The sequence below is a fragment of the Sivoneniella epilithica UHCC 1019 genome, assembly GCF_040830845.1.
Taxonomy (GTDB): Bacteria; Cyanobacteriota; Cyanobacteriia; order Leptolyngbyales; family Leptolyngbyaceae; genus ULC077BIN1.
The window spans coordinates 16713-41658 of sequence record NZ_JBFPDP010000003.1 but is presented as its reverse complement, the minus strand read 5'-3'; the positions used below and the strand labels follow the sequence as shown (position 1 = coordinate 41658).

At 48.1% G+C, this 24946-nt stretch carries 17 protein-coding genes and 2 tRNA genes; 14 read left to right on the top strand and 5 right to left on the bottom strand.

Features of this window, described 5'->3' with window-relative positions; translation table 11 throughout:
• Positions 1-137 precede the first annotated feature (137 nt).
• From AB3R30_RS02845 to AB3R30_RS02800, 10 genes are all read left to right on the top strand, one after another.
• Positions 138-219 (top strand) — tRNA-Tyr (locus tag AB3R30_RS02845).
• Between the two features lie 10 nt (positions 220-229).
• Positions 230-301 (top strand) — tRNA-Thr (locus AB3R30_RS02840).
• 159 nt (positions 302-460) lie between these two features.
• A complete protein-coding gene (locus AB3R30_RS02835; protein WP_458647629.1) occupies positions 461-643 on the top strand; it encodes a hypothetical protein in 183 nt (60 codons plus the stop codon).
• A gap of 95 nt (positions 644-738) precedes the next feature.
• Positions 739-906 carry a hypothetical protein gene (locus tag AB3R30_RS02830; protein ID WP_458647628.1) on the top strand — a complete coding sequence of 56 codons (168 nt, stop codon included), beginning with the start codon at positions 739-741 and terminating at the stop codon, positions 904-906.
• A 122-nt stretch (positions 907-1028) separates the two neighbouring features.
• Positions 1029-4481, top strand: coding sequence for a helicase-related protein (locus AB3R30_RS02825; RefSeq protein WP_458647627.1), 3453 nt, complete (start codon positions 1029-1031; stop codon positions 4479-4481).
• 68 nt (positions 4482-4549) lie between these two features.
• Positions 4550-5185: a type I restriction endonuclease gene (locus AB3R30_RS02820; RefSeq protein ID WP_458647626.1), complete on the top strand. Its 636-nt coding sequence runs from the start codon at positions 4550-4552 to the stop codon at positions 5183-5185.
• A 10-nt stretch (positions 5186-5195) separates the two neighbouring features.
• Positions 5196-5768 carry a Uma2 family endonuclease gene (locus tag AB3R30_RS02815; RefSeq protein WP_458647625.1) on the top strand — a complete coding sequence of 191 codons (573 nt, stop codon included), beginning with the start codon at positions 5196-5198 and terminating at the stop codon, positions 5766-5768.
• Positions 5750-6160 (top strand): four helix bundle protein, encoded by a 411-nt coding sequence (locus tag AB3R30_RS02810; RefSeq protein WP_458647624.1) that lies wholly within the window; start codon positions 5750-5752, stop codon positions 6158-6160. Before AB3R30_RS02815 ends, AB3R30_RS02810 begins: the two co-directional genes overlap by 19 nt.
• 171 nt (positions 6161-6331) lie before the next feature.
• Complete coding sequence (locus AB3R30_RS02805) at positions 6332-10450, top strand: Eco57I restriction-modification methylase domain-containing protein (RefSeq protein WP_458647623.1); 4119 nt, start codon at positions 6332-6334, stop codon at positions 10448-10450.
• A 31-nt stretch (positions 10451-10481) separates the two neighbouring features.
• Complete coding sequence (locus AB3R30_RS02800; RefSeq protein ID WP_458647622.1) at positions 10482-10799, top strand: STAS-like domain-containing protein; 318 nt, start codon at positions 10482-10484, stop codon at positions 10797-10799.
• 63 nt (positions 10800-10862) lie between these two features.
• Here the strand turns inward: AB3R30_RS02800 and AB3R30_RS02795 are convergent, their stop codons facing one another.
• Positions 10863-12176 carry an APC family permease gene (locus AB3R30_RS02795; RefSeq protein ID WP_458647621.1) on the bottom strand — a complete coding sequence of 438 codons (1314 nt, stop codon included), beginning with the start codon at positions 12174-12176 and terminating at the stop codon, positions 10863-10865.
• Between the two features lie 381 nt (positions 12177-12557).
• On the opposite strand from AB3R30_RS02795, the gene AB3R30_RS02790 reads away from it, so the two are divergent.
• Positions 12558-13367: an alpha/beta fold hydrolase gene (locus AB3R30_RS02790; RefSeq protein ID WP_458647620.1), complete on the top strand. Its 810-nt coding sequence runs from the start codon at positions 12558-12560 to the stop codon at positions 13365-13367.
• Positions 13368-13559: 192 nt separating this feature from the next.
• Here the strand turns inward: AB3R30_RS02790 and AB3R30_RS02785 are convergent, their stop codons facing one another.
• Positions 13560-15047, bottom strand: a complete 1488-nt coding sequence (locus tag AB3R30_RS02785; protein ID WP_458647619.1) for an MBOAT family O-acyltransferase — start codon at positions 15045-15047, stop codon at positions 13560-13562.
• 260 nt (positions 15048-15307) lie between these two features.
• Positions 15308-15922, bottom strand: a complete 615-nt coding sequence (locus AB3R30_RS02780; RefSeq protein WP_458647618.1) for a TIGR04282 family arsenosugar biosynthesis glycosyltransferase — start codon at positions 15920-15922, stop codon at positions 15308-15310.
• A 314-nt stretch (positions 15923-16236) separates the two neighbouring features.
• Between AB3R30_RS02780 and AB3R30_RS02775 the strand changes: the two genes are divergently transcribed.
• Positions 16237-19263 (top strand): right-handed parallel beta-helix repeat-containing protein, encoded by a 3027-nt coding sequence (locus AB3R30_RS02775; protein WP_458647617.1) that lies wholly within the window; start codon positions 16237-16239, stop codon positions 19261-19263.
• A 133-nt stretch (positions 19264-19396) separates the two neighbouring features.
• Here the strand turns inward: AB3R30_RS02775 and AB3R30_RS02770 are convergent, their stop codons facing one another.
• Both AB3R30_RS02770 and AB3R30_RS02765 read right to left on the bottom strand, forming a co-directional pair.
• Complete coding sequence (locus AB3R30_RS02770; RefSeq protein ID WP_458647616.1) at positions 19397-20128, bottom strand: hypothetical protein; 732 nt, start codon at positions 20126-20128, stop codon at positions 19397-19399.
• A gap of 235 nt (positions 20129-20363) precedes the next feature.
• Positions 20364-20774, bottom strand: a complete 411-nt coding sequence (locus tag AB3R30_RS02765; RefSeq protein ID WP_458647615.1) for a hypothetical protein — start codon at positions 20772-20774, stop codon at positions 20364-20366.
• Between the two features lie 938 nt (positions 20775-21712).
• On the opposite strand from AB3R30_RS02765, the gene AB3R30_RS02760 reads away from it, so the two are divergent.
• Together AB3R30_RS02760 and AB3R30_RS02755 are read left to right on the top strand one after the other, a co-directional pair.
• Positions 21713-23224 (top strand): NarK family nitrate/nitrite MFS transporter, encoded by a 1512-nt coding sequence (locus AB3R30_RS02760; protein WP_458647614.1) that lies wholly within the window; start codon positions 21713-21715, stop codon positions 23222-23224.
• A gap of 268 nt (positions 23225-23492) precedes the next feature.
• Entirely contained in the window at positions 23493-24929 is a 1437-nt protein-coding gene (locus tag AB3R30_RS02755) for a chloride channel protein (protein WP_458647613.1), read from the top strand.
• Positions 24930-24946: the final 17 nt, after the last annotated feature.

Genomic DNA, 24946 nt, shown 5'->3' with positions numbered 1-24946 from the left:
CTTAATTTGAGATTTCAAAGCTTAACGTGTTTGAGGATTAACGCCAGCCCAGAGTGAATAGGAAATAATTCAAAAAGTTGCGGTATTGCTCATAATCTGCGATCGCTCTTATGCTAATATCAATACCTGTGGAATGGGGGTCGATGCCCGAGTGGTTAATGGGGGCGGACTGTAAATCCGCTGGCTACGCCTACGCTGGTTCAAATCCAGCTCGGCCCATCCATAGTCTGCCCGTGTGGCTCAGTGGTAGAGCACACCCTTGGTAAGGGTGAGGTCACGAGTTCAATCCTCGTCACGGGCTTTAGCTAAAACTCTCTCTGGTAGAGGGTTTTGCTTGTTCTGGCAAGGCTTCTAAGACTTGATCTATTCTCAATAAGAACGCTTGACCTGGTATTTTTCAGGTATTTCTGGTCTGATTTAGGTAGAGAATTGGTAGACAGATTTAGCCTTTGAAACCTTTATGACACCTAATTCAAACATTGGCGGACAAACTGGTAGACGGCAAAAGGTAGCGAAGGGAACAATTAAGGTTGAAGCCGATAAGGGTTGGTTAAGACTTCGATTCACTTATCAGGGCAAGCGTAAAGCACTAGCTCTAGGATTGCCCAGCAATTCCAAATTCAAACACAATTCAAACACGTAAGAGCGATTCTCTAATGATTGTGGTGGAACGAAAGCTTGGCTTTAATAAGCTTCCAGGGATCTACTTTGGGCATTCCAGAGTAACTACTTTGGGCAATGATTAAAGCGGAGGACTGCACAGTGTTGGTCGGAAGCGGTGCAGAACCTTATCTGTTTCAGCGAGAATTGGAAGACGCGATCGCTCAATTGCATCAAGTTGAAAATTTAGCGCAGATACATGGACTAGAGTTGCCCAACATGAATAAACTCCAGAATTCTTTGTAAGAAGATCTGGGCATTGCAAATTAGTATTACGTTTTTCCGCTTTAGCTATCCGGTAACTGATTGTGGGTTACGGTTGGGCTATTTATTTTAGAGGCTTAGAGAACGGAAAAGGTTTAGCCCCTGTGCCACGGATTTTTGACAACATTGATGAATATTTGCTCCCTACGCTACGAAGCGCCTTGGACGTTGCCAACCGCGCTGATTTTTGTGTTGGCTACTTTAACCTCCGAGGCTGGCGTAAAATTGACGACCTGATTGACAAGTTTGCAGGGGGAGAATCAGCTTGTTGCCGTCTCCTAATAGGAATGCAGAAACTGCCTCAAGAGGAGTTGCATGAATCTAGAACCCTGCTGTTTAGCAATACAGGAATTGACAATACCAGAGTTCTGCAATTCAAAAAGCAGGTGGCAAAGGAGTTTCGGGAGCAGTTGATCGTCGGAACACCATCAAACGACGATGAAAAGGGATTGCGCCGCCTCAGTGCCCAACTCAAAGCAAAGAAGGTTGTGATCAAGCTCTTCCTCAAACATACCCTCCATGCCAAGCTTTATCTTCTCCATCGCAATGATCCTCACAACCCGACGATTAGCGTTTTAGGCAGCAGCAACCTTACGTTGTCCGGTCTGGAATTTCAGGGAGAGTTAAACGTTGATGTTCTCGATCACGACGCTTGCCACAAGCTGCAAAAATGGTTTAGCGATCGCTGGGAAGATCGCTGGTGCTTTGATATATCCGAGGAACTGGTTGCCCTAATTGATCAGAGTTGGGCACGAGAAGACTTAATTCCGCCATATCATATCTACCTCAAAATCGCTTATCACCTATCTCAAGAGGCAAGGATAGGGCTGTCAGAATATCGGATTCCCCGTGATCTGGGAGATGAACTATTTGAGTTTCAGCGGGCAGCCGTTCAAATTGCGGCTCACCACGTTAACCGACGGCGAGGAGTGCTGATCGGGGATGTCGTGGGTTTGGGCAAAACCCTGATTGCCGCAACGTTAGCGCGGATTCTGCAAGAGGATCTTTTCCTGGAAACTTTGATTATTTGCCCAAAAAACCTGGTGTCGATGTGGCAGGACTATGTGGATCGCTATCGGCTACTGGCAAAAGTGTTGCCGCTCAGCCGAGTGCAGAATGAATTGCCTGACTTGCGGCGGTATCGGGTGGTGCTGATTGACGAGAGCCATAATCTCCGAAATCGGGATGGCAAGCGCTATCGGGCGATTCAGGAATATATTGCGGCGAACGAAAGTTTTTGCATATTGCTTTCAGCGACTCCCTACAACAAAACCTATCTCGATCTGTCGGCTCAATTGCGGCTATTTGTGCCTGAAGACAAAGACTTAGGAATTCGCCCAGAGGCGTTGCTCTCAAAGCTAGGAGGAGAGCTAGCATTTCTGCGTGAATATCAGGTGCCTGTGAGAACGCTGCGTGCTTTTGAGAAGAGCGACCACCCCGATGACTGGCGGGAGTTGATGCGGCTCTACATGGTGCGTCGAACCCGCAGTTTTATTCAGGCAAATTATGCAAAGGAAGAATGGGGGGAGGGAGAAGGAAAAAGGAAAAAGGAAAAAGGAAAAAGGAAAAAGGAAAAAGGAAAAAGGGAAGATAAAAATACAAAGCGGCTTTATTTAGAGTTTAGTGATGGTAAGCGGGCATACTTTCCCGATCGCGAACCTCAAACTATCAAGTTTAGTCTGGGTAGGGGAAATGATCCCTATGCCGCTCTCTATGCGGATGAAGTCGTTGACACGATTAATCAACTTAGCCTGCCACGCTATGGTTTGGGCAACTATGTGGTGTCCCTAGCCCGAAAAAAGCTGACGGAGGCAGAGGAGCAGCAGATTAAGGGCTTATCTCGTGCCGGAAAGCGGTTAATGGGGTTTAGCCGGACGAATCTGTTCAAACGGTTGGAGAGTGGTGGACCTGCTTTTATTCAATCGATTGACCGTCATATCCTGCGAAATTACATTTTTCTGCACGCGATCGCCCAGAACCTAGATCTACCGATTGGAACTCAAGAAGCGGCGCTACTTGACAGTCGCAATAACGATGAAGATGCCGAATCACTCCTAGCAGCCTTATTGAATCCAGAAGAGGAAGAGATTCAACTCAACGCAGAAGAGGTGCTAGATCAGGCAGAAGCAGACTATCAGCAAAGAGCAGCGGCAGTTTACCAACTCTATGTGAATCGCTACCAGCGGCGGTTTAAATGGATTCAGCCGGGGTTGTTTAAGCCATCCCTGAAAAAAGATTTACAAGCCGATGCTCAAGCTTTAACCGCCGTATTGAGTCAGCAGGGCAAGTGGATGGCGAAGCGAGACACAAAGCTGGCGGCGCTGGTCGAGTTACTGACAACGCGGCATCCCCACGAAAAAGTGTTGGTTTTCACTCAATTTGCTGATACCGTTCGCTACCTGACGGATGAACTAAAACGGTTGGATCTGGACAAGGTGGAGGGGGTGACGGGCAACTCTGAAAATCCAGCCGCGATCGCTTGGCAATTTAGCCCTGTTAGCAACCATAAGCCCATCCCCAAAAGCGATGAGTTGCGGGTGCTGATTGCCACGGATGTGCTGAGTGAGGGGTTGAACCTGCAAGATTGCGCCATCATCGTCAACTATGACTTGCCTTGGGCAATTATCCGCCTGATTCAGCGGGCAGGACGGGTTGATCGCATTGGTCAAAAAGCCGAAACAATTCTCTGTTATTCCTTCTTACCCGCCGAAGGTGTGGAGCGGATTATCCGATTGCGGGGTCGGCTCCAGGAGCGGCTTAAGGAAAACGCTGAAGTGGTGGGAACAGACGAAACCTTCTTTGAGGATGAAATGGACGAGCAAACGTTTCTGGATCTCTATCACGAGAAAGCAGGGATTTTTGACGGGGACGAAGACAACGAGGTAGATCTAACCTCGGAAGCGTACCAGATTTGGAAGAATGCGACGGATGCCGACCCCAGCTTGAAAAAGACGATCGAGAGTTTACCGCCCGTAGTCTATTCCACTCGCGCCCATGCGCCAACTCTGACTCAGCCTGAAGGAGTGCTGCTGTACATGAAGACGGCTGAGGGAAATGACTCTCTCGCCCTAATTGATCGCCAAGGTCGGAGCATTACTCAGTCGCAACTGGCAATTTTGCGGTTGGCGCAGTGCAGCCCAGATACGCCCGCGATCGCACGAGACGATCAGCATCACACGCTAGTTGAAGAGGGCGCAAAGCTACTCATTGAGGAAGAAAAAAGTACTGGAGGGCAACTAGGGCGACCGTCTGGGGCACGGTTCCGCACCTATGAGCGGCTGAAGCGCTATGCCCAATCGGTGAAGGGAACGCTATTTGAATCGCCAGAACTGGTAAACGCGATCGACACTATCTACCGCTATCCCCTACGACAATCGGCGATCGATCAACTGAATCGCCAATTAAGAAGCGGCATTAGTGACCAACAATTAGCTGAACTGGTCGTGGCGCTTTACCTCGATGAACGCCTGTGCCTAATTCAGGAGGAGGCTAGCATGAGGGAACCGCAAATCATTTGCTCAATGGGGCTTTTTGAAGAAGTGAAAAGGCAAAGGTAAAAAGGTAAGAGGGAAGAAATCAAAAGGGAAAAGGGAAAAGGGAAAAGTAGATCAAGGAGAATTTAGAAATGGTGCAAGCAATTCCGGCAGCAAAAGTAACACTCGCAACTCTAAAGGAAAAGTTTGGGTTGAGGTTAATTCGAGATGCTCAATTCTTTCCAGAGTGGATGAGCGGCGCTGATCAGATAACGGACACTGAACGGGCAACACTTGATCGAGTTCAAACCAACTTTCTGACCTTGTTGGAACAGCCTCCCATTCTGGAAAACAGCGTCAAGATGGTGGTTTTGTCGCCGTTGCTCGATTTGGCAGGGTTTTACCAGCATCCCTATCGCATCGAAACTGAAACTAGCATTGAGGTTGAAATGGAGGATGAGGGCACTGTATTTCGAGGACGAATTGACGTTTTGGTATTGAATGTTCGCCTATGGATTTTGGTGATTGAAGCCAAGAGCGCCAATTTTGATATTCAGGTTGCTATTCCCCAAGCACTTACCTACATGCTGGGCAATCCAGAGGTTGAGTTACCCAGTTTTGGGTTAGTCACAAACGGACATACTTTCATCTTTCTAAAACTGGTTCGCCAACCTGCTCTTCAGTACGGCAATTCTCGTTTGTTTTCGTTGATCAATCCGGGAAATGAACTGTACGACATATTGGGAATTTTGAAGCAAATCGGCACCGCGATCGCTGAATCAAACTAGGGAGAAATCAATGGTTTCAACGCCCACTTCAACTAAACCCATCTCACTCGCAGACTTTCTGCAACTGCCCGAAACAAAACCTGCCAGTGAATATATCGATGGTCGCATTCACCAAAAACCCATGCCACAAGGAAAACATAGTACACTCCAAGGTCGCTTTACCGGTGAGATCAATCAAATTGGGCTGCCTCAACGAACAGTTTATGCATTTCCAGAGTTACGCTGCACGTTTGGCGGACGCTCCATTATTCCAGATATTTCTGTGTTCACTTGGGATCGCATTCCTCGCAGTGCCAGTGGTGAAGTTGAAAATACCTTTCCTATTTCTCCAGATTGGGCAATTAAAATTCTATCGCCTGATCAGCGACCCACGCGACCCATTAGCAATATCCTCTTTTGCCTGAACAACGGGAGTAGCTTAGGCTGGCTGGTCGATCCGGATGAAAAGACTGTGATTATTTTTCAGCCCGGTCAGCAACCCGTGCATCTAGAAGAACCCGGCGATCGCCTCCTGATGCTTCCCATTCTGGACGATTGGACGTTGACCTTGGAAGAGATGTTTAATTGGCTCAATCTGCCGTGAGAAGGAAAAAGGAAAAAGGAAAAAGTGGGATGGAGAGCGCTGGTAAGCCAAGAGATATACGGGAGCGGACGTTTGAGTTTGCAGTCCGAATTGTGAAGTTGTGTCAGCGATTGAATGAAGAACCGGGTGTCAGTAGAACTTTGGGGAATCAGTTACTACGGTCTGGAACGTCAGTAGGAGCAAATCTAGAGGAAGCCTATGCAGGACAAAGTAAAGCAGATTTCATCAGCAAAAATGCGATCGCCCTCAAAGAAGCGCGTGAAACTGTTTACTGGTTACGACTCCTTGCAGCCACTGATGTTTTCCCTGCATCAGGGCTTAAAGCCCTCCAAACCGAAGCCGAAGAACTAACCCGCATCATCGCCGCCATTATTGTGAAAAGTAAAAAGTAAAAAGGTAAAAGTAAAAAATAATTCCTATAAATAAATTAGAGACTTCAGACCATTTTCTTTTTCCTCCTTTTCACTTTCCCTTTTACCTTTTCTCTTGCTTTTCTTTTCTCTTGTTTTTACTTTTTACTTTTTACTTTTTACCTTTTACTTTTTACCTTTTACTTTTTACCCATGTCGCTTAACTTCCAAAACGCTCGGAATTTGCTCTATGAGTTTCGCTTACATGACTTGTTTATTCAAGAATTGGGCTGGTCGCAGCCGTCTAGTTCTCGACCGGAAGCGTTGGAGGTAGACGGACAAACTTACACGCGCACCCGAATTGCGGAAATGTCGGGGGTGCCAGTGTTTGAGATGACGGCACCGGATGGGGAGATTCCGATCGCCGAGACACGGCTGGCAATCTATCAAGCGATCGCTCAACAATTTGCTGAGAACCTGCTGATTTTTATCAACCAAGATCGGACGAGATCGCTGTGGTATTGGGCGAAGCGGGAAGGAGCCAAAATTTATCCGCGCACTGAAGTTTACTTGAAGAACCAGCCTGCTGACTTGATTTTGAGCAAAATTGGCGGGTTGCGGATTGAGCTTGAGGAACTGGATGCAGACGGGAATCTGTCGGTGGTGGATGTGGCGGCTCGGCTTCAGCGCAGTTTGGATGTGGAGACAGTCACCAAGAATTTTTACAAAGAATTTCAGGCAGAGCATCAGCGCTTTATTCAGCATATCCAAGGCATCGATCAAGAGTCTGACCGCCGCTGGTATACCTCCGTCGTTCTCAACCGCTTGATGTTTGTCTACTTTTTGCAAAAGAAGGGCTTTATCGGCAATGGCGATCTGTTCTATCTAGAGAACAAGCTAGCCGAAAGTCAGCAGCGGGGAGAAGATCTTTTCTACGGCGAGTTTTTGCAGACGCTATTTTTTTCAGGGTTTGCTAAACCACAGCGCTCCGATCGCGTTGCCGCCATGATTGGGCAAGTGCCGTATCTGAACGGTGGCTTGTTTCTAGAACACTCCGTTGAGCAGCGATATCGCAATCAAATCGCTATTTCAGACGATGCCTTTGAGCAAATTTTTGCCTTATTTAAACGCTACTCCTGGCATCTGGACGATCGCCCTGGTGGGAAGCCCAATGAAATTAACCCCGATGTGTTGGGCTACATCTTTGAGAAATATATTAACCAAAAGGCGTTTGGGGCGTACTATACCCGTCCTGAAATTACGGAGTATTTGTGCGATCGCACGATCAACAAGCTCATCCTCGATCGCGTCAATACAACACTCATCCCGCCTAATGCCACCCCTCTCCCGGCGGGAGAGGGGCTGGGGGTGAGGGCATTCGACAGCATTGGCGATTTGCTGGTCAAGCTAGATGTCAACCTCTGCCGCCAGTTAATTCATGGCGAGGATGCCATTCTCCGCACCTTATCGCTGCTCGATCCGGCGTGTGGGTCGGCAGCGTTTTTGATTGCCGCCATGAAAACCCTGATTCCGATCTACAACTCAATCATCGGTACGATCAAGCTTTCCACCGATCCGCAACTCACAAGCTGGCTAAAGCAAGTCGAGCGCGATCATCCCTCCTTGCCCTACTTCATCAAAAAGCGAATCATCACCGACAACCTCTATGGCGTGGACATTATGGAGGAGGCAGTGGAAATTGCTAAGCTGCGCCTATTCCTCACCCTGGTCACCTCAGCCCAAACCGTGGACGACCTGGAACCCCTGCCGAATATCGATTTCAACATCATGGTGGGCAACTCGTTGATTGGGCTGATGCGAGTGGATGAGGAGGGGTTTGATCAGATAAGGCAAAAGGCAAAAGGTAAAAGGCAAAAGGAAGAGGTGTTGCAGGGAAATTTGTTGCAACCGTTGGCGGCGAGTCAGTATCAGGCGATTTTGGCGGAGAAGAATCGCAGTATTGCGTCGTATAAAGAGCATTCGTTTAGGCGGGGCAAGGTGGAGGGAACGGAGCAGGAAGATCGCTTGCAAATGTTGCGAGATCACATTGATAGGGTGAATCGAGAGTCGCAGGAGAAGCTAAATCAGCTTTTGCTGGCAGAGTTTCAAAAGTTGAAGATTCAGTATGAGCAGGCGCAACCCACCGGAAAAGCTAAAAAACGGCTGCTGACCCTGGCAGACATCGAAGCCCTGAAACCGTTTCATTGGGGCTATCACTTTGACAAGGTGTTGGAGCGGGGCGGCTTTGATGCGATCATTACTAATCCACCCTGGGAAGTGTTTAAGCCCGATGGAAAAGAATTTTTTACACAATATAGTGATTTGGTAACTAAGAAAAAGATGGATCTTCAGGTTTTTCAAGATAAGCAGAAACAACTTCTGCAAGACGCTGAGATCGCTAATGTCTGGTTATCTTATCAAAGTCAATTTCCTCATACGAATCTTTACTTTCGCCTATCTCAACAATATAAAAATCAAATATCCATTGTTAATAGTAAAAAAGTTAAAGTAGATTTAAATCTCTATAAATTATTTTTGGAACAGTGCTTTAATCTACTTTGTAAAAGAGGTGAATGTGGAATTGTTATTCCAAGTAGCATTTACACTGATTTGGGAACAAAGCAGTTAAGAGATATGTTATTTGAGCAGACTAAAGTGACCGGTTTATTCTGCTTTGAAAACCGTAAAGAAATTTTTGAGGGAGTTCATCGGAGCTACAAGTTTACAATTCTTACTTTTGAGAAAGAATCAAAAACAAGAAATTTTCCTGTCGCTTTTATGCGCCGGGATGTTTATGAGTTGGAGAATTTTCCTGATGAAGCAAGCCTCTACATTAGCGTTGATTTAGTGCGAAAGTTATCCCCCGACTCCTTATCCATTATGGAGTTCAAAAGCAAATTAGAGCTTCAAATTGCTGAAAAGATAGCCATTTTTCCATTGCTTGGCGAAAGTATCAAGGATAAATGGAGCGTTGTCCTTGGACGTGAGTTTCACATGACTGACAACAGGGAGTTATTTGAAAAAAACTCAGGAGCGAATAAGCTATCTCTTTATGAAGGTAAATGCATACATCAATTCACCCATTGCTTTTCAAAACCAAGGTTCTGGGTAAATGAACAAAGAGGTAGAAAGGCTCTTTTGAAGAAAGATGATGTTGATTCTGGACAAGTATTAAATTATCAGTCCTACCGTTTAGGATTTCGAGATATTACAGCAAGTACTAATCAAAGGACACTAATTTCAAGTGTAGTTCCGAAAAATGTTTTTACAGGGAATACATTAACAGTATCGAAGAATTCTCTTGATGGCAGAGAAGTCTTATTTATTGTTGCTATTTTTAGCAGCTTTGTTTGTGACTTTGTGATTCGTCAGAAAGTCACAAACCATTGCAGCTTTTTCTATGTCTACCAGCTACCTGTTCCACGATTGGTAGAGGGCGATCGCTATTTTAGTGAAATCTGCGATCGCGCTGCCAAACTGATCTGCACCACCCCCGAATTTGATGACCTGTGGGAAGAAGTAAAAAGTAAAAAGGTAAAAGGTAAAAATGAAGAAGGGGAAGAAGTAAAAAGTAAAAAGGTAAAAGGTAAAAATGAAGAGAGCAAAAATGAAGACGAACTTTTGCCTTTTACCTTTTACCCTTTACCTTCCGACGCAGAACGAGGTCAACTCCGCGCTGAACTTGATGGCATGATTGCTCATCTTTATGGCTTAACCGCAGATGAATTTCAACATATCCTCAGCACCTTTCCCATCGTTCCCGCCGAAACCAAACAAGCCGCGCTAGAGGCATACCACCAGTTCACGCCCACCGTTGGCGACCCAGAAATCCTGGATCTGATTGCCAGTGGCGAAAGTGCCCAACTGGAATTCAAATCCACCGCCCGTTGGAACCTGCAAGAGCATAAAAAAGACCGGACGATGGAAGAAGTCGTTCTGAAAACCGTGGCAGCATTCCTCAACGCTGAGGGCGGCACCTTGCTGATCGGCGTAGAAGACAGCGGCACCATTTTAGGACTGCAACTCGACTACCAAACCCTGCAAAAGAAAAACCGCGATGGCTTTGAACTGTGGCTAATGAACGACTTGCTGCTGAAAGAACTCGGCAAGGAGTTAGCGCCCTGCATCACCGTCAACTTTCACAGCGTCGATCAAAAGGAAGTTTGCCGAATTGATCTAGGACGCGCCCCTCAGCCCGTTTATATCAACATTCGCAACAGTAAAACAGGTCAACTAGAAGAAGACTGTTTATTCGTTCGTACAGGCAATCTCACAAGTCGGTTTGTGAGTGCAAAGGAAATCGCCAACTATACCAAAACCCACTGGGGTTAAACGGACTTGCAACACAAGGGAGACTGTAAATATGAATTATCAAGTGTTTAACATTACCGGTGAATATGCGATCGCGGCAGATGGTAGGCAAAAGATCTACGACCAGATTCATGCTGAACTGCTAGCGGGAAACTCTGTAGAGCTAGACTTCGCCAGAGTGAAAGTTTTTGCATCGGCATTCTTTAACTTCGCGATCGGGCAACTCCTCAAAGATATGTCCCTCCATAATTTGAATCGTTTACTGCACCTCGCCAATCTGAGTAGCAATGGTCAAACTGTTTTGGAACGAGTCATCGCCAACGCCAAACGCTACTACTCCGCCACTACCCCTAAGCTGATCAGCGTTTAAGTTGCCTAATTGAGTCATAAGAATGATTAAACCACCCGTGCGTTGCCGCGATCTCCTCTGAATCTAGGTAACATTCTGTTTCATAAAGGCTTTCCGTACCAAGACGAGGAGGAACCCTAGACCTGTAAAGGCGGCGGCTAAAAGGTGACTTTCTTTAGACGCAAAGGAGATCAGCACAAGGTTAGAAACAAGTGCCAAAATTGGAAAGATGAAAGGCACTCGAAATCCATCAGCATCCCCTTCTCGCCGTTTAATAATGAGCAGTGATAGATTCACCAAACAAAACATAGCAAGAATCAACGTTGCGGTGGTGCCTGCTAAAAATTGCAGTGTTCCCGACAGCGCCAAGAAGATGGCGATCGGCAGAATCACAACAATTGTCCGATAAGGCGTTGCTCGTGTTCCATGCAGTTTGCTAAACCAGGCAGGCAGCAACCCATCGCGCGACATTCCAAAGAGCAACCGAGAGGCAGTAATAAAGTTCAGCAGCGCCGTATTGAGAACTGCAAATAGGGCGATGAACGTAAACACCACGCCTGGAAAATTCGGCTGTGCCCGAAGAACTACATCCAGTAGCGGAGCTTTGGAAGCAAACAGTTCCGTAGGGCTTAAAACTTGAGTAGCAAGCCAGGAAACCAAAATATAAATCACTCCCGCAATACCTAGTGATAGCAAAATGGCTCTAGGTACGTTGCGCTCAGGATTTTTGACTTCTTCCGCAACATTTACAATGTCTTCAAAGCCAATAAAAGCATAGAACGCAAGTGCTGCCCCTTGAAAAATGGCAATCCACATTGCCTGTCCACTGACGACAGGAACCGCCATAGCAGCAGGATTAGCTGCGCCACCGTTGATAAAAAGGACTGATACCACAATTACGACAAGCAGCCCTGAAACTTCAAGCGTTGTACAAAAAATGTTGAGATTTGATGATTCCTGCATTCCTCGAAAATTGACGAAGGCAAGACCGCAAAATAGCGCCAGGATCACCAACCAGTCTGGAAAAACGGGAGCAAAAGTGGTCAAATAGCCTGCAAACGCTTTGGAAAGAGTCGCCATCGAAACAATGCAGGTGCAAAACATCAGCCAACCGACAATCACAGAGAGCCAGTCGGTGCGAAATGCTCGATGCACAAAGCAAGCAACGCCTCCACTCAAGGGAAAGCGGCTACCTAATTCGGCATAGCTTAGGGCGGTCAGTGCTGCGACTGACATTGCTACTAGAAAAGAAGCCCAGACAAGACCACCAGAAAGTCCGGCAATTTTGCCCACAACGGCGTAGATGCCAGCGCCAAGAATATCACCAACACCATAAATGACGAGTGTAGTTAAGCCAAACACTCGTTTCAAGGACGTTGTTTCTTCAGTTGTTTCCATATTCTTTTGTTCAATAGGTTAATTCAATGGATCGTTTAGTTAGTACCTGATGTGCAACTAAAGTCAGCCCACCCTACGGGAAGCAAGTTACATCCCCCAGCCGCTTCTCCGAAAGCAGGAGAAGGGAAGCAAGATTTCTCAAAGTCCCTCTTCCGCTCTGGGAAAGGAATTTAGGGTGAGGACTATTGGGATAGTCGCACATCGCGTAACTTAAATGCACATTAGCTCAGCCGATAGAAAAAATTGCTAGGTTTCTGGCAGTTTTGATATTTTAAGAGCTGGAATTTTTGGTAGTGCGAAAGAGGACAAGCGATCGCCCCACCTAAACCGCAATTTAACCATAGGATGGGTGAGGCACAGCACGTAACGCATTAGGTACGTATGGATTTACAGGTTTTAGTTGAAGGTCAGGGATTTCCTATTCTTTGCCTGCATGGGCATCCCGGCATGGGCAGCAGTATGGCAGTTTTTACCGAGCATCTATCTCAACGCTATCAAACGATCGCCCCGGATTTGCGCGGCTACGGCAACAGTCAAACGAATGCTGAGTTTGCCATGACGGATCATTTGATTGATTTAGATGCACTGTTGGAGCGGCTGAACATTGAAAAGTACCTGGTTTTGGGCTGGTCGCTAGGCGGCATTTTGGCATTGGAATTGGCACTGCGATCTCCCGATCGCGTCAGTGGTTTAATTTTGGTTGGCTCGGCGGCACGTCCTTGGGGCGATCATCCTCCGATTACCTGGCAAGATAATTTGTATACCGGAGTTTCAGGTATTGTGAATTGGCTTCAGCCCGGTCGCCAGTGGCATATCGACAGGTTTGGGCAGCGATCGCTGTTTCGTTACTTGGTGCAAACCCATACGCCTGAGACATATGAATATCTAGCTCAAGCTGCTGTTCCTGCCTATCTCCGCACCTCACGACGGGCAACCCGCGCTCTGTTTACGGCGATTCGGCAAGGCTATAACCGTGTGCTTGATTTGCCGCAGATTCAATGCCCCAGTTTGGTTCTAGCCGGAGCCTGCGATCGCCATATCACCGCCGCTGCTAGCCAAGAAACGGCACAACAACTGGCTAACGCGGAGTGGCATTGCTATCCCAACACGGCGCACCTATTTCCTTGGGAGATACCTGCCCAAGTGTTGGCGGATATTGATGATTGGTTGGAGCGGCAACCGCAGTTTTGAGTTTTGTTCGCGTAGCGTCTCCGAAGGAGATATTTTGAGTTTTGAGTGCGGAGTACGATTGAGTGCATCCCAGTTTTGCGAGTTGACCCACCCTACAGGAAGCAAGATTCAAAGTCCCGATCCCGCTCTGGTAGAGGGATTTAGTGTGAGGGTTACAAATGTGGGAGGCACCCTATTCCCTATTCCCCTGCTCTAAAAATCAAAGTAGATATAAGGAAGTGCGCCTTGGGGGGCAAGTAGCCAGACGGCAAAGAGGCAAGCTGGCACAAGCATGAGTTTGACGTTCCAGTTGAGTTGCAGTTTGAGGAAGCGATCGCAGAAGTAGGCGATCGCCATCAGCGCCATAATGGTGGCTAACAGGAGAGAAATTTGGAGTGGCTGTAGCCCGATCGCTTCCACGTATACTTTTTGGGTAAACTGAGCATCAGCAGCATGACCCCATAAGCGCTGGATTACGACCCAGGAATCTTTTAGGTTGGGCAAACGGAAGAAGATCCAGCAAACCGCGACCATGGCTTGAGTGAGCAGCCACGCAAACACGATGCCGTAGGGTTGCTGCCAAAAGTATTTTAGCCAGGTGAGTCGATTAGATAGCGCATCCATAAGCCGATGAACCACCAACCCTAGCCCGTGCAGCAAACCCCAGACAACAAACCCCCAGGCGGCACCATGCCAGATTCCGGCGATCGCCATAACAATCATCAAGTTTAGGCACGTGCGAAACAGCCCTTGCCGAGAACCGCCCAAGGGAAAATAAAGATAGTTTCTCAGCCAGTCGCCCAGGGTCATATGCCAGCGCCGCCAAAAGTCTGCAATGCTGGTTGTGAGGTAGGGAAAGTCGAAGTTTTGCGGCAGGTTGAACCCCAGCAGGATGGCTGAACCCCGCGCCATGTCTACATAGCCGCTAAAGTCGAGATAAAGCTGTAAGCCATAGGCGATCGTTGCCAGCCACAAATCACCGCTGCCTGCCCGCTGCAAATTTTGAAAACTCAGATCGACCAACACGCCAATGTTATCGGCTAGCAATCCTTTTTTGACGGCACCGCAGGCAATCAACCACAGTCCTTCAGCACTGCGATCGAGGGTAGGGCGGGTTTGCTGCATTTGCCCGGTCACGATGTGATAGCGGGTGATGGGACCGGATAGCAGCTTGGCAAAAAACAGCTTGTAGGCAGAAAACTTCAGCCATTGCTGGGAGGCGGGCGCACCACGATAGACATCCACCAGGTAGGCGATACATTCAAAGCAAAAAAAGCTGATGCCGATCGGGGCAGTCAAGTTGCTACTCGTCCACTGCGCGACTTCTGTTGCCGTTGTCCAGCCAAAGATTGCCGCGATCGCATTTAGCGTGAAGGGAATATATTTAAAGCTAAACAACAGCAGCACATTTACCCCAATCCCAAACCACAGCAATTTGAGCCGCTTGCGATTCCAGTCTTGCTGGGTAAATTGCCAGTCGTCGTTGCGCCAATCGGGTGGCGTGGATAGCGATCGCCCTAGGTAGAAGTTGACCCAAGTTGCCGCCAAAAGTAGCGGAATGTAATACACCTGAAATGAGGCATAGAAAATTAGGCTAGCAATGAGCAGTACCCAAAGCCGCAATCGTGGTTGATCGAGCAACCAATAGATCACAACTAGGCTGAGCAAAAATAGGGCGTAGGGAAACGAAATAAAAGTCATGGGCGATCGCAACGGTTTTAACGACCCGCCAAACTAAAGCAAATTAAAGGCGCGATCGGGTGCATTATAGTGAACCTCCGACCCTTGAGCGAATTATTTCATAAATCCTGATTTTATTGGGCGTTGCTGAATGCAAGTATGATTTTTGACTGTAGGGGTAGGTCTTGTGCCTGCCCTGACGTAGATGGAGGGCAACCACAAGGGATTGCCCCTACAAATTTCATCCCCAGGTTCCTTATTTCTCAAGGATCTTTGTGTCCTCACCTATTCATCCGTTCCCAAATTTCTAGGTCGGCAGGATAGTCTACATCCGACAGGACAGGCAGCAGCGCCACCGACAAGCTAAGTTCTGCCGCGATCGCCAAGGTTCGTTCCAAAACACTCGCCGTACTCCAGGCAATGCCGCGAAACAGTCGCGGAATCCAGCGCCGTATCCCGATCAGGTAATAGCCGCCATCGCTAGCCGGTCCCAAAACGAGATCATGCTGCTCAAGTTCACAAAAGGCTTGCTCTAATAGGGACGCAGTTAAATCAGGACAATCGGTGCCAATGATCAGCACCCGGTCAACTCCAGCGTTCAATGCAGACTGCAACGATCGCCCCATGCGATCGCCCAAATCACCTTCGCCTTGTACGGTATACATCAAATCCGTACCCAGCCAGCGCTGCATCAAATCGCGATCGCCCCCTGCAAATCGTACTTCTACACATATTGGATGCTGAAATTGAAGCCTTTGCACTTGCACGAAAGTATGGTCTGTCATTTGACGGTGAAGCATCGCGGCTCCCTCGGCTCCCAGCGCAGGGATCAGGCGAGTCTTGGCTTTGCCTGCTTCAGGATAGCGGGTGAAAATAATCAGGCGATCGAGGGGCATGGGAATGACGAATGGGGAATGACGAAGGGATTATAATACCGTTTTGAGTTTTGAGTTTTGAGTTTTGAGTTCTAAGACAAAGAAGCATTGCAGTTTTCAGAAAAGTATCTGTCGCGTTTCAATTTCAAACTGGTATAGCAGTACGAGGAAAGGTCAAGACAACAACTGTCCGTTATTCCTAATTCCTCAAGGATCTTTGTGTCCTAACCTATTCATCCGTTGCCATATAAGCTGCGATCGCTAAACCTCATAAATTGACATCACTATAGGATTTCAGCTAGAAATGCGGGAAGTGTGTTGTATGAGGACTGAGAATGAAAGGACGATCGCGCTACATTTGGAGCCTACTGTTTGCGATCGCGATCGTCCAGCCTGTTGAAGCGCAGCCCAACGAAATCGCTCCCATTCCTGCTAGCACAAAAGCATCTGACTTAGTAATTACGCCACGGGTTGGAGTCGGCTATACCACTCCTGGCGGTGGTTACGATGGCTTTGCCAATATCCAGGGATTCATTCCCCTGAAGCAAACTCCCGGCAAAGACCTAGTGTTTTTGGAAGGGCGATTTTTGCTGGATAATGATGCCAATCCCGGCGGCAGCTTGGTTTTGGGTTATCGTGCCTATCAAGCTGCTGCCAAGCGAATTTATGGCGCATATCTTGCTTACGATAATCGCGACACTGGCTCCAACGTTTTTTCTCAGGTCGGTCTGGGTCTGGAAACCTTGGGCGAAGGGTGGGACGCTCGGATCAATGGCTACATTCCTGCTGGCAACACTCGTCAAACGGTGCGAGAAACCGCGATCGCATCCAACTATTCAGTGAGCAGCACACGCTTTCAAACCAATTTCCTGCTGGCATCGGGCACTCGCCAACAGTTAACCATTCGCGATGTGGAAGCGGCAATGGCAGGATTTGATGCTGAGCTTGGCGGCAGACTGGTCAAGTTTCCCGATGATGGCGGCGATCTGCGGGGCTATGGCGGATTGTATTACCTGAGTGCGGCGGGTAGTCCCAGTGTCGTCGGGGTGCGGGGCAGACTGGAGGCACGGGTCACAGATAACTTGCTGCTGGGCGTTGCGGTTCAGCATGATGGGCTGTTTGGCACCAATGTTTTTGGGACGATCGCCCTAACGCTACCGGGAGTACGTCCTAAAGGTGCGGCTCCAAAAACTCTACTGGCACGCATGGCAGAGTCTCCTACTCGCATTGGCACAATCGCGATCGATCACCAGCGCGAAACCACTAATCTGACGGCGCCCTTCAACGATTTGGCAATTGAAAATCCCGCAACCGGACAGCCCTATGTCTTTCAGCATGTGATTGTGGGGCGGGGCGGTGGCGATGGCACCATTGAAAATCCCTTTGGCGTGATCGATTCGGCTCTGGCAGCAACGCGATCGGATGGCAATTCCATTGTGTATGTGCAGGCAGGCAGCAATCCGGGTATTCCCGCGTTCACAATTCGCGATCGCGTCCAGGTCTTATCCACCTTTCCCACGCAAATTATCCCGGCTGCTTTTCAAGGACAGCAAATTGCTGATGTTCGCCTAGATTTATCGGGAATTGGCGCGATTCGCCCCACTGTCAACGGCACAATTACGATGGGCAGCGATACGGTGCTGTCTGGCTTTGATATCACCAGTGCTACCGGAGCCGGAGTCACATTTAGTAATGTTAACCGGGTAGAAATTCGAGATAACGTGATTCAAAATACTGCTGATGCAGGCATTTTAGGAAATGGAGTCGCGATCGCAAACCTGTTCCGCAATGAAATTATTGCCGCTCGAAATCAGGGCGTTTACATTCAAAATGTCGGTACGGCGATCGTAACCGATAATAGCGTTGCCAGCACGCTTCCAGGCACAACCACGATCGCCAACCCGATTACTGGCGATATTACGATCGGGTCGATTACCATTCCCAATCCCGGTAGCATTATTCCTTTGCCTAGTGGTCAGGGAATTGTGATTGCCACTGCCAACGGCACAACCACTATTTCCCGCAATACAGTTACGGGCACAGCAACTCAGGGCATTGTGCTACTGAATGCCAGAGGCAACGCCACAATTGCGGATAACAGCGTTGCCAATACCGTGGGAGCCAATTTCACGACCAATATTCTGCCTCTGGGCAACATTACCCTCACCACTGGGCAAGGCATTGTGGCGGCAGGTGTGAATGGCAACCTGGATGTCAACCGCAACACGGTAACTAATGTCCGTGGACAGGGCATTGCCGTGGTAGGCGTGCTGAATGGCACTACGACCATTGCAAACAATACCGTGCGGAACGCAGTTGATCAGGGCATCGTCATCGCTGGAACCTCCGGCACGACCAATATTACGACCAACCAAATTAGCGATGTGACACCGCGCCCAGTGGTGCTGACTGTTCCCGTCTTGGGCGCAATCACATTCTCTACTGGACAGGGCTTGGCATTGATCAATTCCATTGGCACAGTCAACGTGACAGGAAACACGATCGAGCGGGTTTTAGGAGTCTTGCCATTACCTACGTTTCCCGGTGGGCAAGGAATTCAAATTGCCAACTTTTCAGGACAGCTTGATCTCAACATCCTCAATAATCAAATTCGCACGAATGATAATGATGGTATTTTGATTGGCTTAGCAGGTAGACCGACTGGTACAACCACGTCTGCCACTGCCAACATCACAATTTCTGGCAACGCGATCGAAAACAATGGAGGTGCTGTACCTGTTCGGGGCGATGGCATTGCGATCGGCTTAGAGCAAGATGCTGTCGTCAACAACTTGCTGATTGAGAACAACACGATTCGCAACAATGGTGATGAAGGGATTGACATCCGGCTCGGTCTACAAGCAATACCCATCTTGAATCCCACCACGGCACGATTAACAAGCACCATTCGCAACAACACGATCGCTAACAATGGACAAAATGGCGTTCAAGTCCAGGCGAGGGGCAGTACAACGGCAAGAGTGGCGATCGACAGTAACATCATCAACACCAATGGAGTGCGGGGTATTGATCTGAGTACCGCTAGCCTGTTCCTTTTAGGAACTCCCGATCTCTCAGCCAACGTGCGGCTAAATACCTTCATCACTGCGCTTCCGGCTCAAGTTATTCAGGCACAAACTACCGCTAGTCTGGGCACCTCTCAAACGCTCTGTGTCAACATAAATGGCAATACCTTTACCAACTTTGGTAACATCATTTTCAACAACGTGGCAAATTTTCCAGCACACACCTTCTCTTCAGTCGGAACTCCCGTTGAAATAGTAACGATCTTGAATAATTTTTTAATAGGAGGGGCAGTAAATTCTCCAGGGATTGTTGCCAATGTAGCCGCGTGTCCTTAAGCCAAATCAACAAGAGAAGGGCGATTTTTCTAATTTTCCTCACCCTAGATCCCTCTCCCAGAGCGGGAGAGGGGCTTTGAAACGTAGACTAAAGATCGTGCAAAGCAGGGTTAGATAAGGGCAAGTAAAAATACTAGCGGCAGTTTGAAATATATTGCGAACCGGAGGTAAACCCAGCAGGGGTGACAACAACCCACCCTTTGCGGACTCTGCCCAACCGTCCCACATACCAAATATCCATCCACACTCGGTTATCAGCCACTTGAGTGATGGCGCTCCCATTGGTTCCAGTGGTTTGCACCCGCGCTCCTGCTGCTGGACCATCTAGCATCCCGTTGGTTGCAACTTGAGCAGGACTGCTAAGGCTGGGAGCTTCGCGGGCAACTAACCCATCCACTGGACCGGGTGGGAATTCTCCAGGTAGGCGCAAGCGACGACACGAGGGGGAGTTAGTAGTCAATTCATTAAAAGGAACGGGAGGTCTAGCAGGCGGTGGAGTGGTTCCAGGGCATTGAGTCTGGAGGGTGCCAGAGTTGACCCAGCCTAAAACAGGCTGTTTAATTTGAGCGGGGTTGCGTCCGGGTCTAAATACACCAGTTAATTTGACAGCCGTGTTGGGGGCAAGGGGCTGACCCACGGGCACTGTTAAAGTTGAGGTGGTGAATACGGGTAGGGGCGTGCTGCCACTGCCGCGACACACATCATAATCGGCAGGAAATTCTACTAGAGGAAGGGATTGGACAATAAGAACTGGAACAGACGGGACTGAATTGGCGTGTGCCGATGGGATCAGCGCTTCTGATGCCGCGATCGCGAGGGTGCATAGGGCGATCGCGTGAACTGCTTGGAACCGTTGAATCAGCATTGTATAAAACTCCTCACACAGATAACCTTATTTCAATTCAATTTTGCCGATTGTAGAGCAAAGTGCAAGAGTTCTCTGTAGTTTGTAATGATGCAGAAAAAAGATGCAGTTTGAGTATAATTTTCTCTACATTTAGTTCTATGCAAAAAGCGGTTTTGTCGTTATGACTAGACCGCTTATGAAAAAACCTTCTAAAGAATGGCGAAGTTGATCAATCTTACTGATTTGGAAAAAATTAAGACTGGGGGTTTTGGTTCCAAATCCGTTCTAATCCTTCAATGGATTGAGCCAGTTCTGCATCTCGTTTGTCGTGGCGTAAAACTGCAAACACTAGCGCGATCGGTAGCCCAAGGTAGATGATTCCAAGCAAAATGGTTGACATTTGCCCCAGTTGTTTATTAATAGCGAGTTCTGACGGTGTTAAATCCGCTTTTGCAGCGGTTTTCTGCTGCACACTGCTCGATGATGTATTCAATGTCTCGTCAACCGTACACATCAATCCCCGCGTGTCTTCGATGCAGGTTAAATGTTGCACTTGCGAGTTCTGTTTTGAGGCGTTAATGGGTTGCGCTGCGGCGGCAGAAGTGATCAGCCCACCCGATAGCAGTAGTCCAAACAAAACAGGGGCGAGGCGTTGAATGTTCATGTCTTTGGCTCTTCGACTAAAAAATCTGTATTGAATAATACCAATTTACACGAAATAATCAGATTTTTCTAGTGTGATCAAAAAAATGATTGCCTTCCTCAAATCCCATGGAATGGGCTTAATTGGGCAGTTTGCAGATTTCGATACCTAAATTTTTTAGCGATTAATGCGAAATTGACATGCATCTTATGCTGACTCAGCACCCCTATGTCTTAAATCGTTACTACCAATACATTTATTCGACTTAATGAAATTTATAACTTAGTGAGAAGTTGATTGAGTGCTATCTATCACAGATCAATTTCAGACTGATAGCGGCGATCGCAGTTTAATACTTCGCTCTGCACTATCTGCTCTGCACTATTAGTCTGCCGCCTTTAAAAAAACCTTGCTGCGATTGCCCTGAAGCAACCTACAGCAAGGCTGGTCTTTTTGTTTTCTAGGGACATTTTAATATGCTTCGAGGATTATTGTCATTTCGCAGTCCATATCCGATCTTGAACTTTGATTGGTTCCCAGTTTTCTTAACGGTTATCGTGTGGTTTCCTTCTGTCATGGTGATTTACGAAAATTCACCTCCCATGGTTGCTCTAGTCAAAGCGATTCGTTTCTGTAACTTGGTGTTAAGAGAAGCTACCAAGATGGTTAAAGAAAATAGTGCCCATGTTTTTAAGTCAGTTCTAGGGGTAGGAACTTCGTACCCCTCCCGTACTGTTGAAGTTTGAATTGAATCGGTGATGAGATACGGGTCTGATTAAGTTTTTCCATATCAAGCAGGCTTGGATAGCAGCGCGATTCTCTTTCAGAGATAGCTGTGAGCCTGTCCTGACATTTCAGCATCTTTCTGAATCTGACTGGCGGTTGCTTATTGAGCGCAATTGCTTTGCCGGGTGCAGGAAACGTTTGTTGTGCAATTTTTATTAGGAGAAATGAAATCCATGGCTGGAATTTGGACATTCACTGGGCGGAATCGCATCTTGCATTTCACTTGGTTTGCTTTTTTTCTGACGTTCGTGATTTGGTTTAACTTTGCCCCGTTTGCTACGGCGGTGAAGACTGAAATGGGTCTATCGGAAGCGCAGATGCGGACTCTGGCAATCTGTAATGTTGCCTTGACGATTCCAGCGCGAATCATTGTGGGCATGGTGTTAGATCGGTTTGGTCCTCGCATTACTTATTCGTGTTTACTGATCTATGCGGCATTGCCCTGCTTTGCGTTTGCTATGGCACAGAATTTTGAGCAGTTGGTGTTCAGTCGTCTGGCATTAAGCATTGTGGGCTGTGGCTTTGTGATTGGGATTCGGATGGTGGCAGAGTGGTTCCCCTCTAGTGAAATTGGTCTGGCAGAGGGGATTTATGGCGGCTGGGGCAACTTTGGTTCTTCGGCAGCGGCATTTACGTTGCCTGCGATCGCCACGGCAACTGCATTCATGGCAGCAGGGCAAATCAACTGGCGATTTGCGATCGCGCTTACAGGCATTGTCGCTGCCTGCTATGGAGTCATCTATTTTCTGAATGTGTCGGATACGCCGCCAGGGAAAGTTTACCAGCGTCCGCCCAGCAGTGCCGGGATGGAAATCACCAGCAAGCGAGATTTCTGGTTCATGTTGTTGATGAATATTCCGCTAGTGGCAGCTTTGGGAGTGATTGCGTGGCGCTTGAATAAAGTGAAATTCATTACCACCAATACCTTTGCGATCATTTGCATTTTGCTTGTAGCGCTGTATTTATTTCAGGCGTATAACGCTTACAAGGCGAACAAGCCACTGATGACTGGTCGGAAAAAGTATGAAGCGAGCGATCGCTATCGCTTTTCTCAAGTGGCAAATCTGAATATTGCCTATGTTGCATGTTTTGGTTCAGAATTGGCAGTCGTCTCCATGCTGCCATCCTTTTTTGAACGGGGCTATGGTCTGCCTGCCGCCCTAGCTGGCGCAGTCGCCAGTACCTATGCCTTTATGAATATTCCTGCTCGTCCCGGTGGTGGCTGGATTTCAGACAAGGTGGGTAGCCGTAAATGGGCACTGGTGGCAACATTGGTAGGCACCGGAATTGGCTATCTAATTTTTTCCAGCTTGGGTAAAGGGGTGCCGTTGCCAGTTGTGATCGCAGCGACGATGCTGGCATCCTTTTTTGTCATGGCGGCAGAAGGGGCAACCTTTGGGATTGTGCCGTTAATTAAGAGCCGGGTGACGGGACAAATTGCCGGGAATGTTGGCGCGTATGGCAATGTGGGTGCGGTCGTTTATTTAACGATCTACAGTCTGCTGCCCCAAGGTGCAGAGAGCGATCGCACGTTCTTCAACATGCTGGGTGTGGTGGCATTGATGGTTGCTTTCTTAAATGCCTTCTTCCTAAAAGAGTCAACGGGTTCTCATGATGAAGAACATGCCGAAGTAGATGCAACTGCAATGATGTCAGCCATGTCAGACGATCGCTATCGCCCCTAGTAGGCAATACTTTTGGATTGATTCGGCAGGCGGAGGATGGTTAATGCCATGGAACACATCGCCTCTCGACTAGAGATGGATGGATTACTGGCTAGTGTCTCATCCCATCCTACAAAAGCCGAGTCTTCCCACAGACCTACCGTAAGTTCCTACCAGTTCTGTGCAACTCGCCGACGCTGCTCTTAGCAACCATCGGCATCCGCTACCTGATCATGAGTACGGTGAATTGTCTTCTTTTTATCCTTATGCCCAATTTCAGGACTGCTTTATGTCTTTGACTTCCCAAGATCCATCCATGATCGATCAGCCCACTGAAGATTTATCTACAGATTTATCTGCGAATGGAGCGATGGCTCCTGTGGTGCTTGACCTTACCTATGCTCAGGTGATCTTCTGGGCAGCCGCGATCGGCATTGCTGGAGGATTGGTTGCCACTGCCTACTATTACTTACTAGAAAGCTCAATGCATCTCGTTTGGCAGCAGGTGCCAGAGATGCTGCAAGCCCAGTTTGCCAGTGAGTTCTTCGCAAAAAACTATGTCTGGATTGTTGCCACAATCGGCGGCTTGCTGGTGGGGTTGTCGCTCTACTTTATGGGCTTGCCTGGAGAGGTTGCCTTTGTAGTTGACAAAGTGCATGACCCTGGACGCATCGATATAAAGCAGACTCCCGCCATGATTGTGGCATCGCTATTTTCGATCGTCGCAGGTGGCAGCGCGGGACCTGAAGCGCCCCTAGTCCAGGTGAATGGCAGTATTGGCGGCTGGATTGGCACCAAAATGAACTTGTCGCTGCCCACCGTTCGCATTCTCACCTTTTGCGGGATGAGTGCCGCGCTGGGAGCCTTTTTTGGGGCACCACTAGGCGGAGCGCTGTTTGCCCTAGAAATTCCCCATCGGCGCGGCTTGGAATATTACGAAGCCATTATTCCGGCAGTGCTATCGGCAATCATGAGCTTTACCGTATTTCGCATAACAACTGGGCTTTCCATTGGCGGCATGTATCACTTTGAGTCGATTCCTACCATGACGCTGATGAATCTGCTGGAAGGAGCAATTTTGGGTGCTGTGGGTGCGGCGGTGGCGCTGCTGTTTGTGTTGATCTTTCGCGTAGTCGGCTATTTGACGGAGCCATTGCATCATCAAACGATTTTGTTGGCGACGTTGGGTGGTTTATCAATCGGGCTGATTGCGCTGGTGTTTCCCCAAACATTGTTTTTTGGCGAAAAGCAAATCGACACGATCATCGAACATGGTGCAACCTACGGGATTGCGTTATTGCTAATGATTGGTCTGGCAAAAATGTTGGCAATTAGCTGCACGCTTCATTCTGGCTTTCGGGGAGGCTTCATTTTTCCACTGTTCTATATTGGCTCGGTAGTGGGTTTGGCGATTTCCCTGGGCTTTCCCCAGATCCATCCAACGATCGCCATGGTGTGTTTAATGGCGGCAGTGAATGTGGCAATTACCAAAACCCCCGTTAGCACCACGGTGATTCTTAGCGTGATTGCCGATACTTCCATGGTGCCCGTAATTGTGATTGCCGGGTTTACCAGTTTCTTGCTCACCACTCAAGTGTCGCTGATTAGCACCCAGAGATCGCGAAGTGTCCCCGGAGGAGATTTTCGCATGGTGGCAGAGGGCGACTATCAGCCCACAATCAACGATCGCCCAGCAAGCAGTTTTGGTGTAGCTGAACAAACATAGTCGCTCATTTACACAAT

Excerpts from the sequence above, each read along its gene's own strand:
- AB3R30_RS02835 (WP_458647629.1), top strand. The coding sequence starts at position 461 with ATGACACCTAATTCAAACATTGGCGGACAAACTGGTAGACGGCAAAAG.
- AB3R30_RS02830 (WP_458647628.1), top strand. The coding sequence starts at position 739 with ATGATTAAAGCGGAGGACTGCACAGTGTTGGTCGGAAGCGGTGCAGAA.
- AB3R30_RS02820 (WP_458647626.1), top strand. The coding sequence starts at position 4,550 with ATGGTGCAAGCAATTCCGGCAGCAAAAGTAACACTCGCAACTCTAAAG.
- AB3R30_RS02815 (WP_458647625.1), top strand. The coding sequence starts at position 5,196 with ATGGTTTCAACGCCCACTTCAACTAAACCCATCTCACTCGCAGACTTT.
- AB3R30_RS02805 (WP_458647623.1), top strand. The coding sequence starts at position 6,332 with ATGTCGCTTAACTTCCAAAACGCTCGGAATTTGCTCTATGAGTTTCGC.
- AB3R30_RS02800 (WP_458647622.1), top strand. The coding sequence starts at position 10,482 with ATGAATTATCAAGTGTTTAACATTACCGGTGAATATGCGATCGCGGCA.
- AB3R30_RS02795 (WP_458647621.1), bottom strand. The coding sequence starts at position 12,176 with ATGGAAACAACTGAAGAAACAACGTCCTTGAAACGAGTGTTTGGCTTA.
- AB3R30_RS02790 (WP_458647620.1), top strand. The coding sequence starts at position 12,558 with ATGGATTTACAGGTTTTAGTTGAAGGTCAGGGATTTCCTATTCTTTGC.
- AB3R30_RS02785 (WP_458647619.1), bottom strand. The coding sequence starts at position 15,047 with ATGACTTTTATTTCGTTTCCCTACGCCCTATTTTTGCTCAGCCTAGTT.
- AB3R30_RS02780 (WP_458647618.1), bottom strand. The coding sequence starts at position 15,922 with ATGCCCCTCGATCGCCTGATTATTTTCACCCGCTATCCTGAAGCAGGC.
- AB3R30_RS02775 (WP_458647617.1), top strand. The coding sequence starts at position 16,237 with ATGAAAGGACGATCGCGCTACATTTGGAGCCTACTGTTTGCGATCGCG.
- AB3R30_RS02770 (WP_458647616.1), bottom strand. The coding sequence starts at position 20,128 with ATGCTGATTCAACGGTTCCAAGCAGTTCACGCGATCGCCCTATGCACC.
- AB3R30_RS02765 (WP_458647615.1), bottom strand. The coding sequence starts at position 20,774 with ATGAACATTCAACGCCTCGCCCCTGTTTTGTTTGGACTACTGCTATCG.
- AB3R30_RS02760 (WP_458647614.1), top strand. The coding sequence starts at position 21,713 with ATGGCTGGAATTTGGACATTCACTGGGCGGAATCGCATCTTGCATTTC.
- AB3R30_RS02755 (WP_458647613.1), top strand. The coding sequence starts at position 23,493 with ATGTCTTTGACTTCCCAAGATCCATCCATGATCGATCAGCCCACTGAA.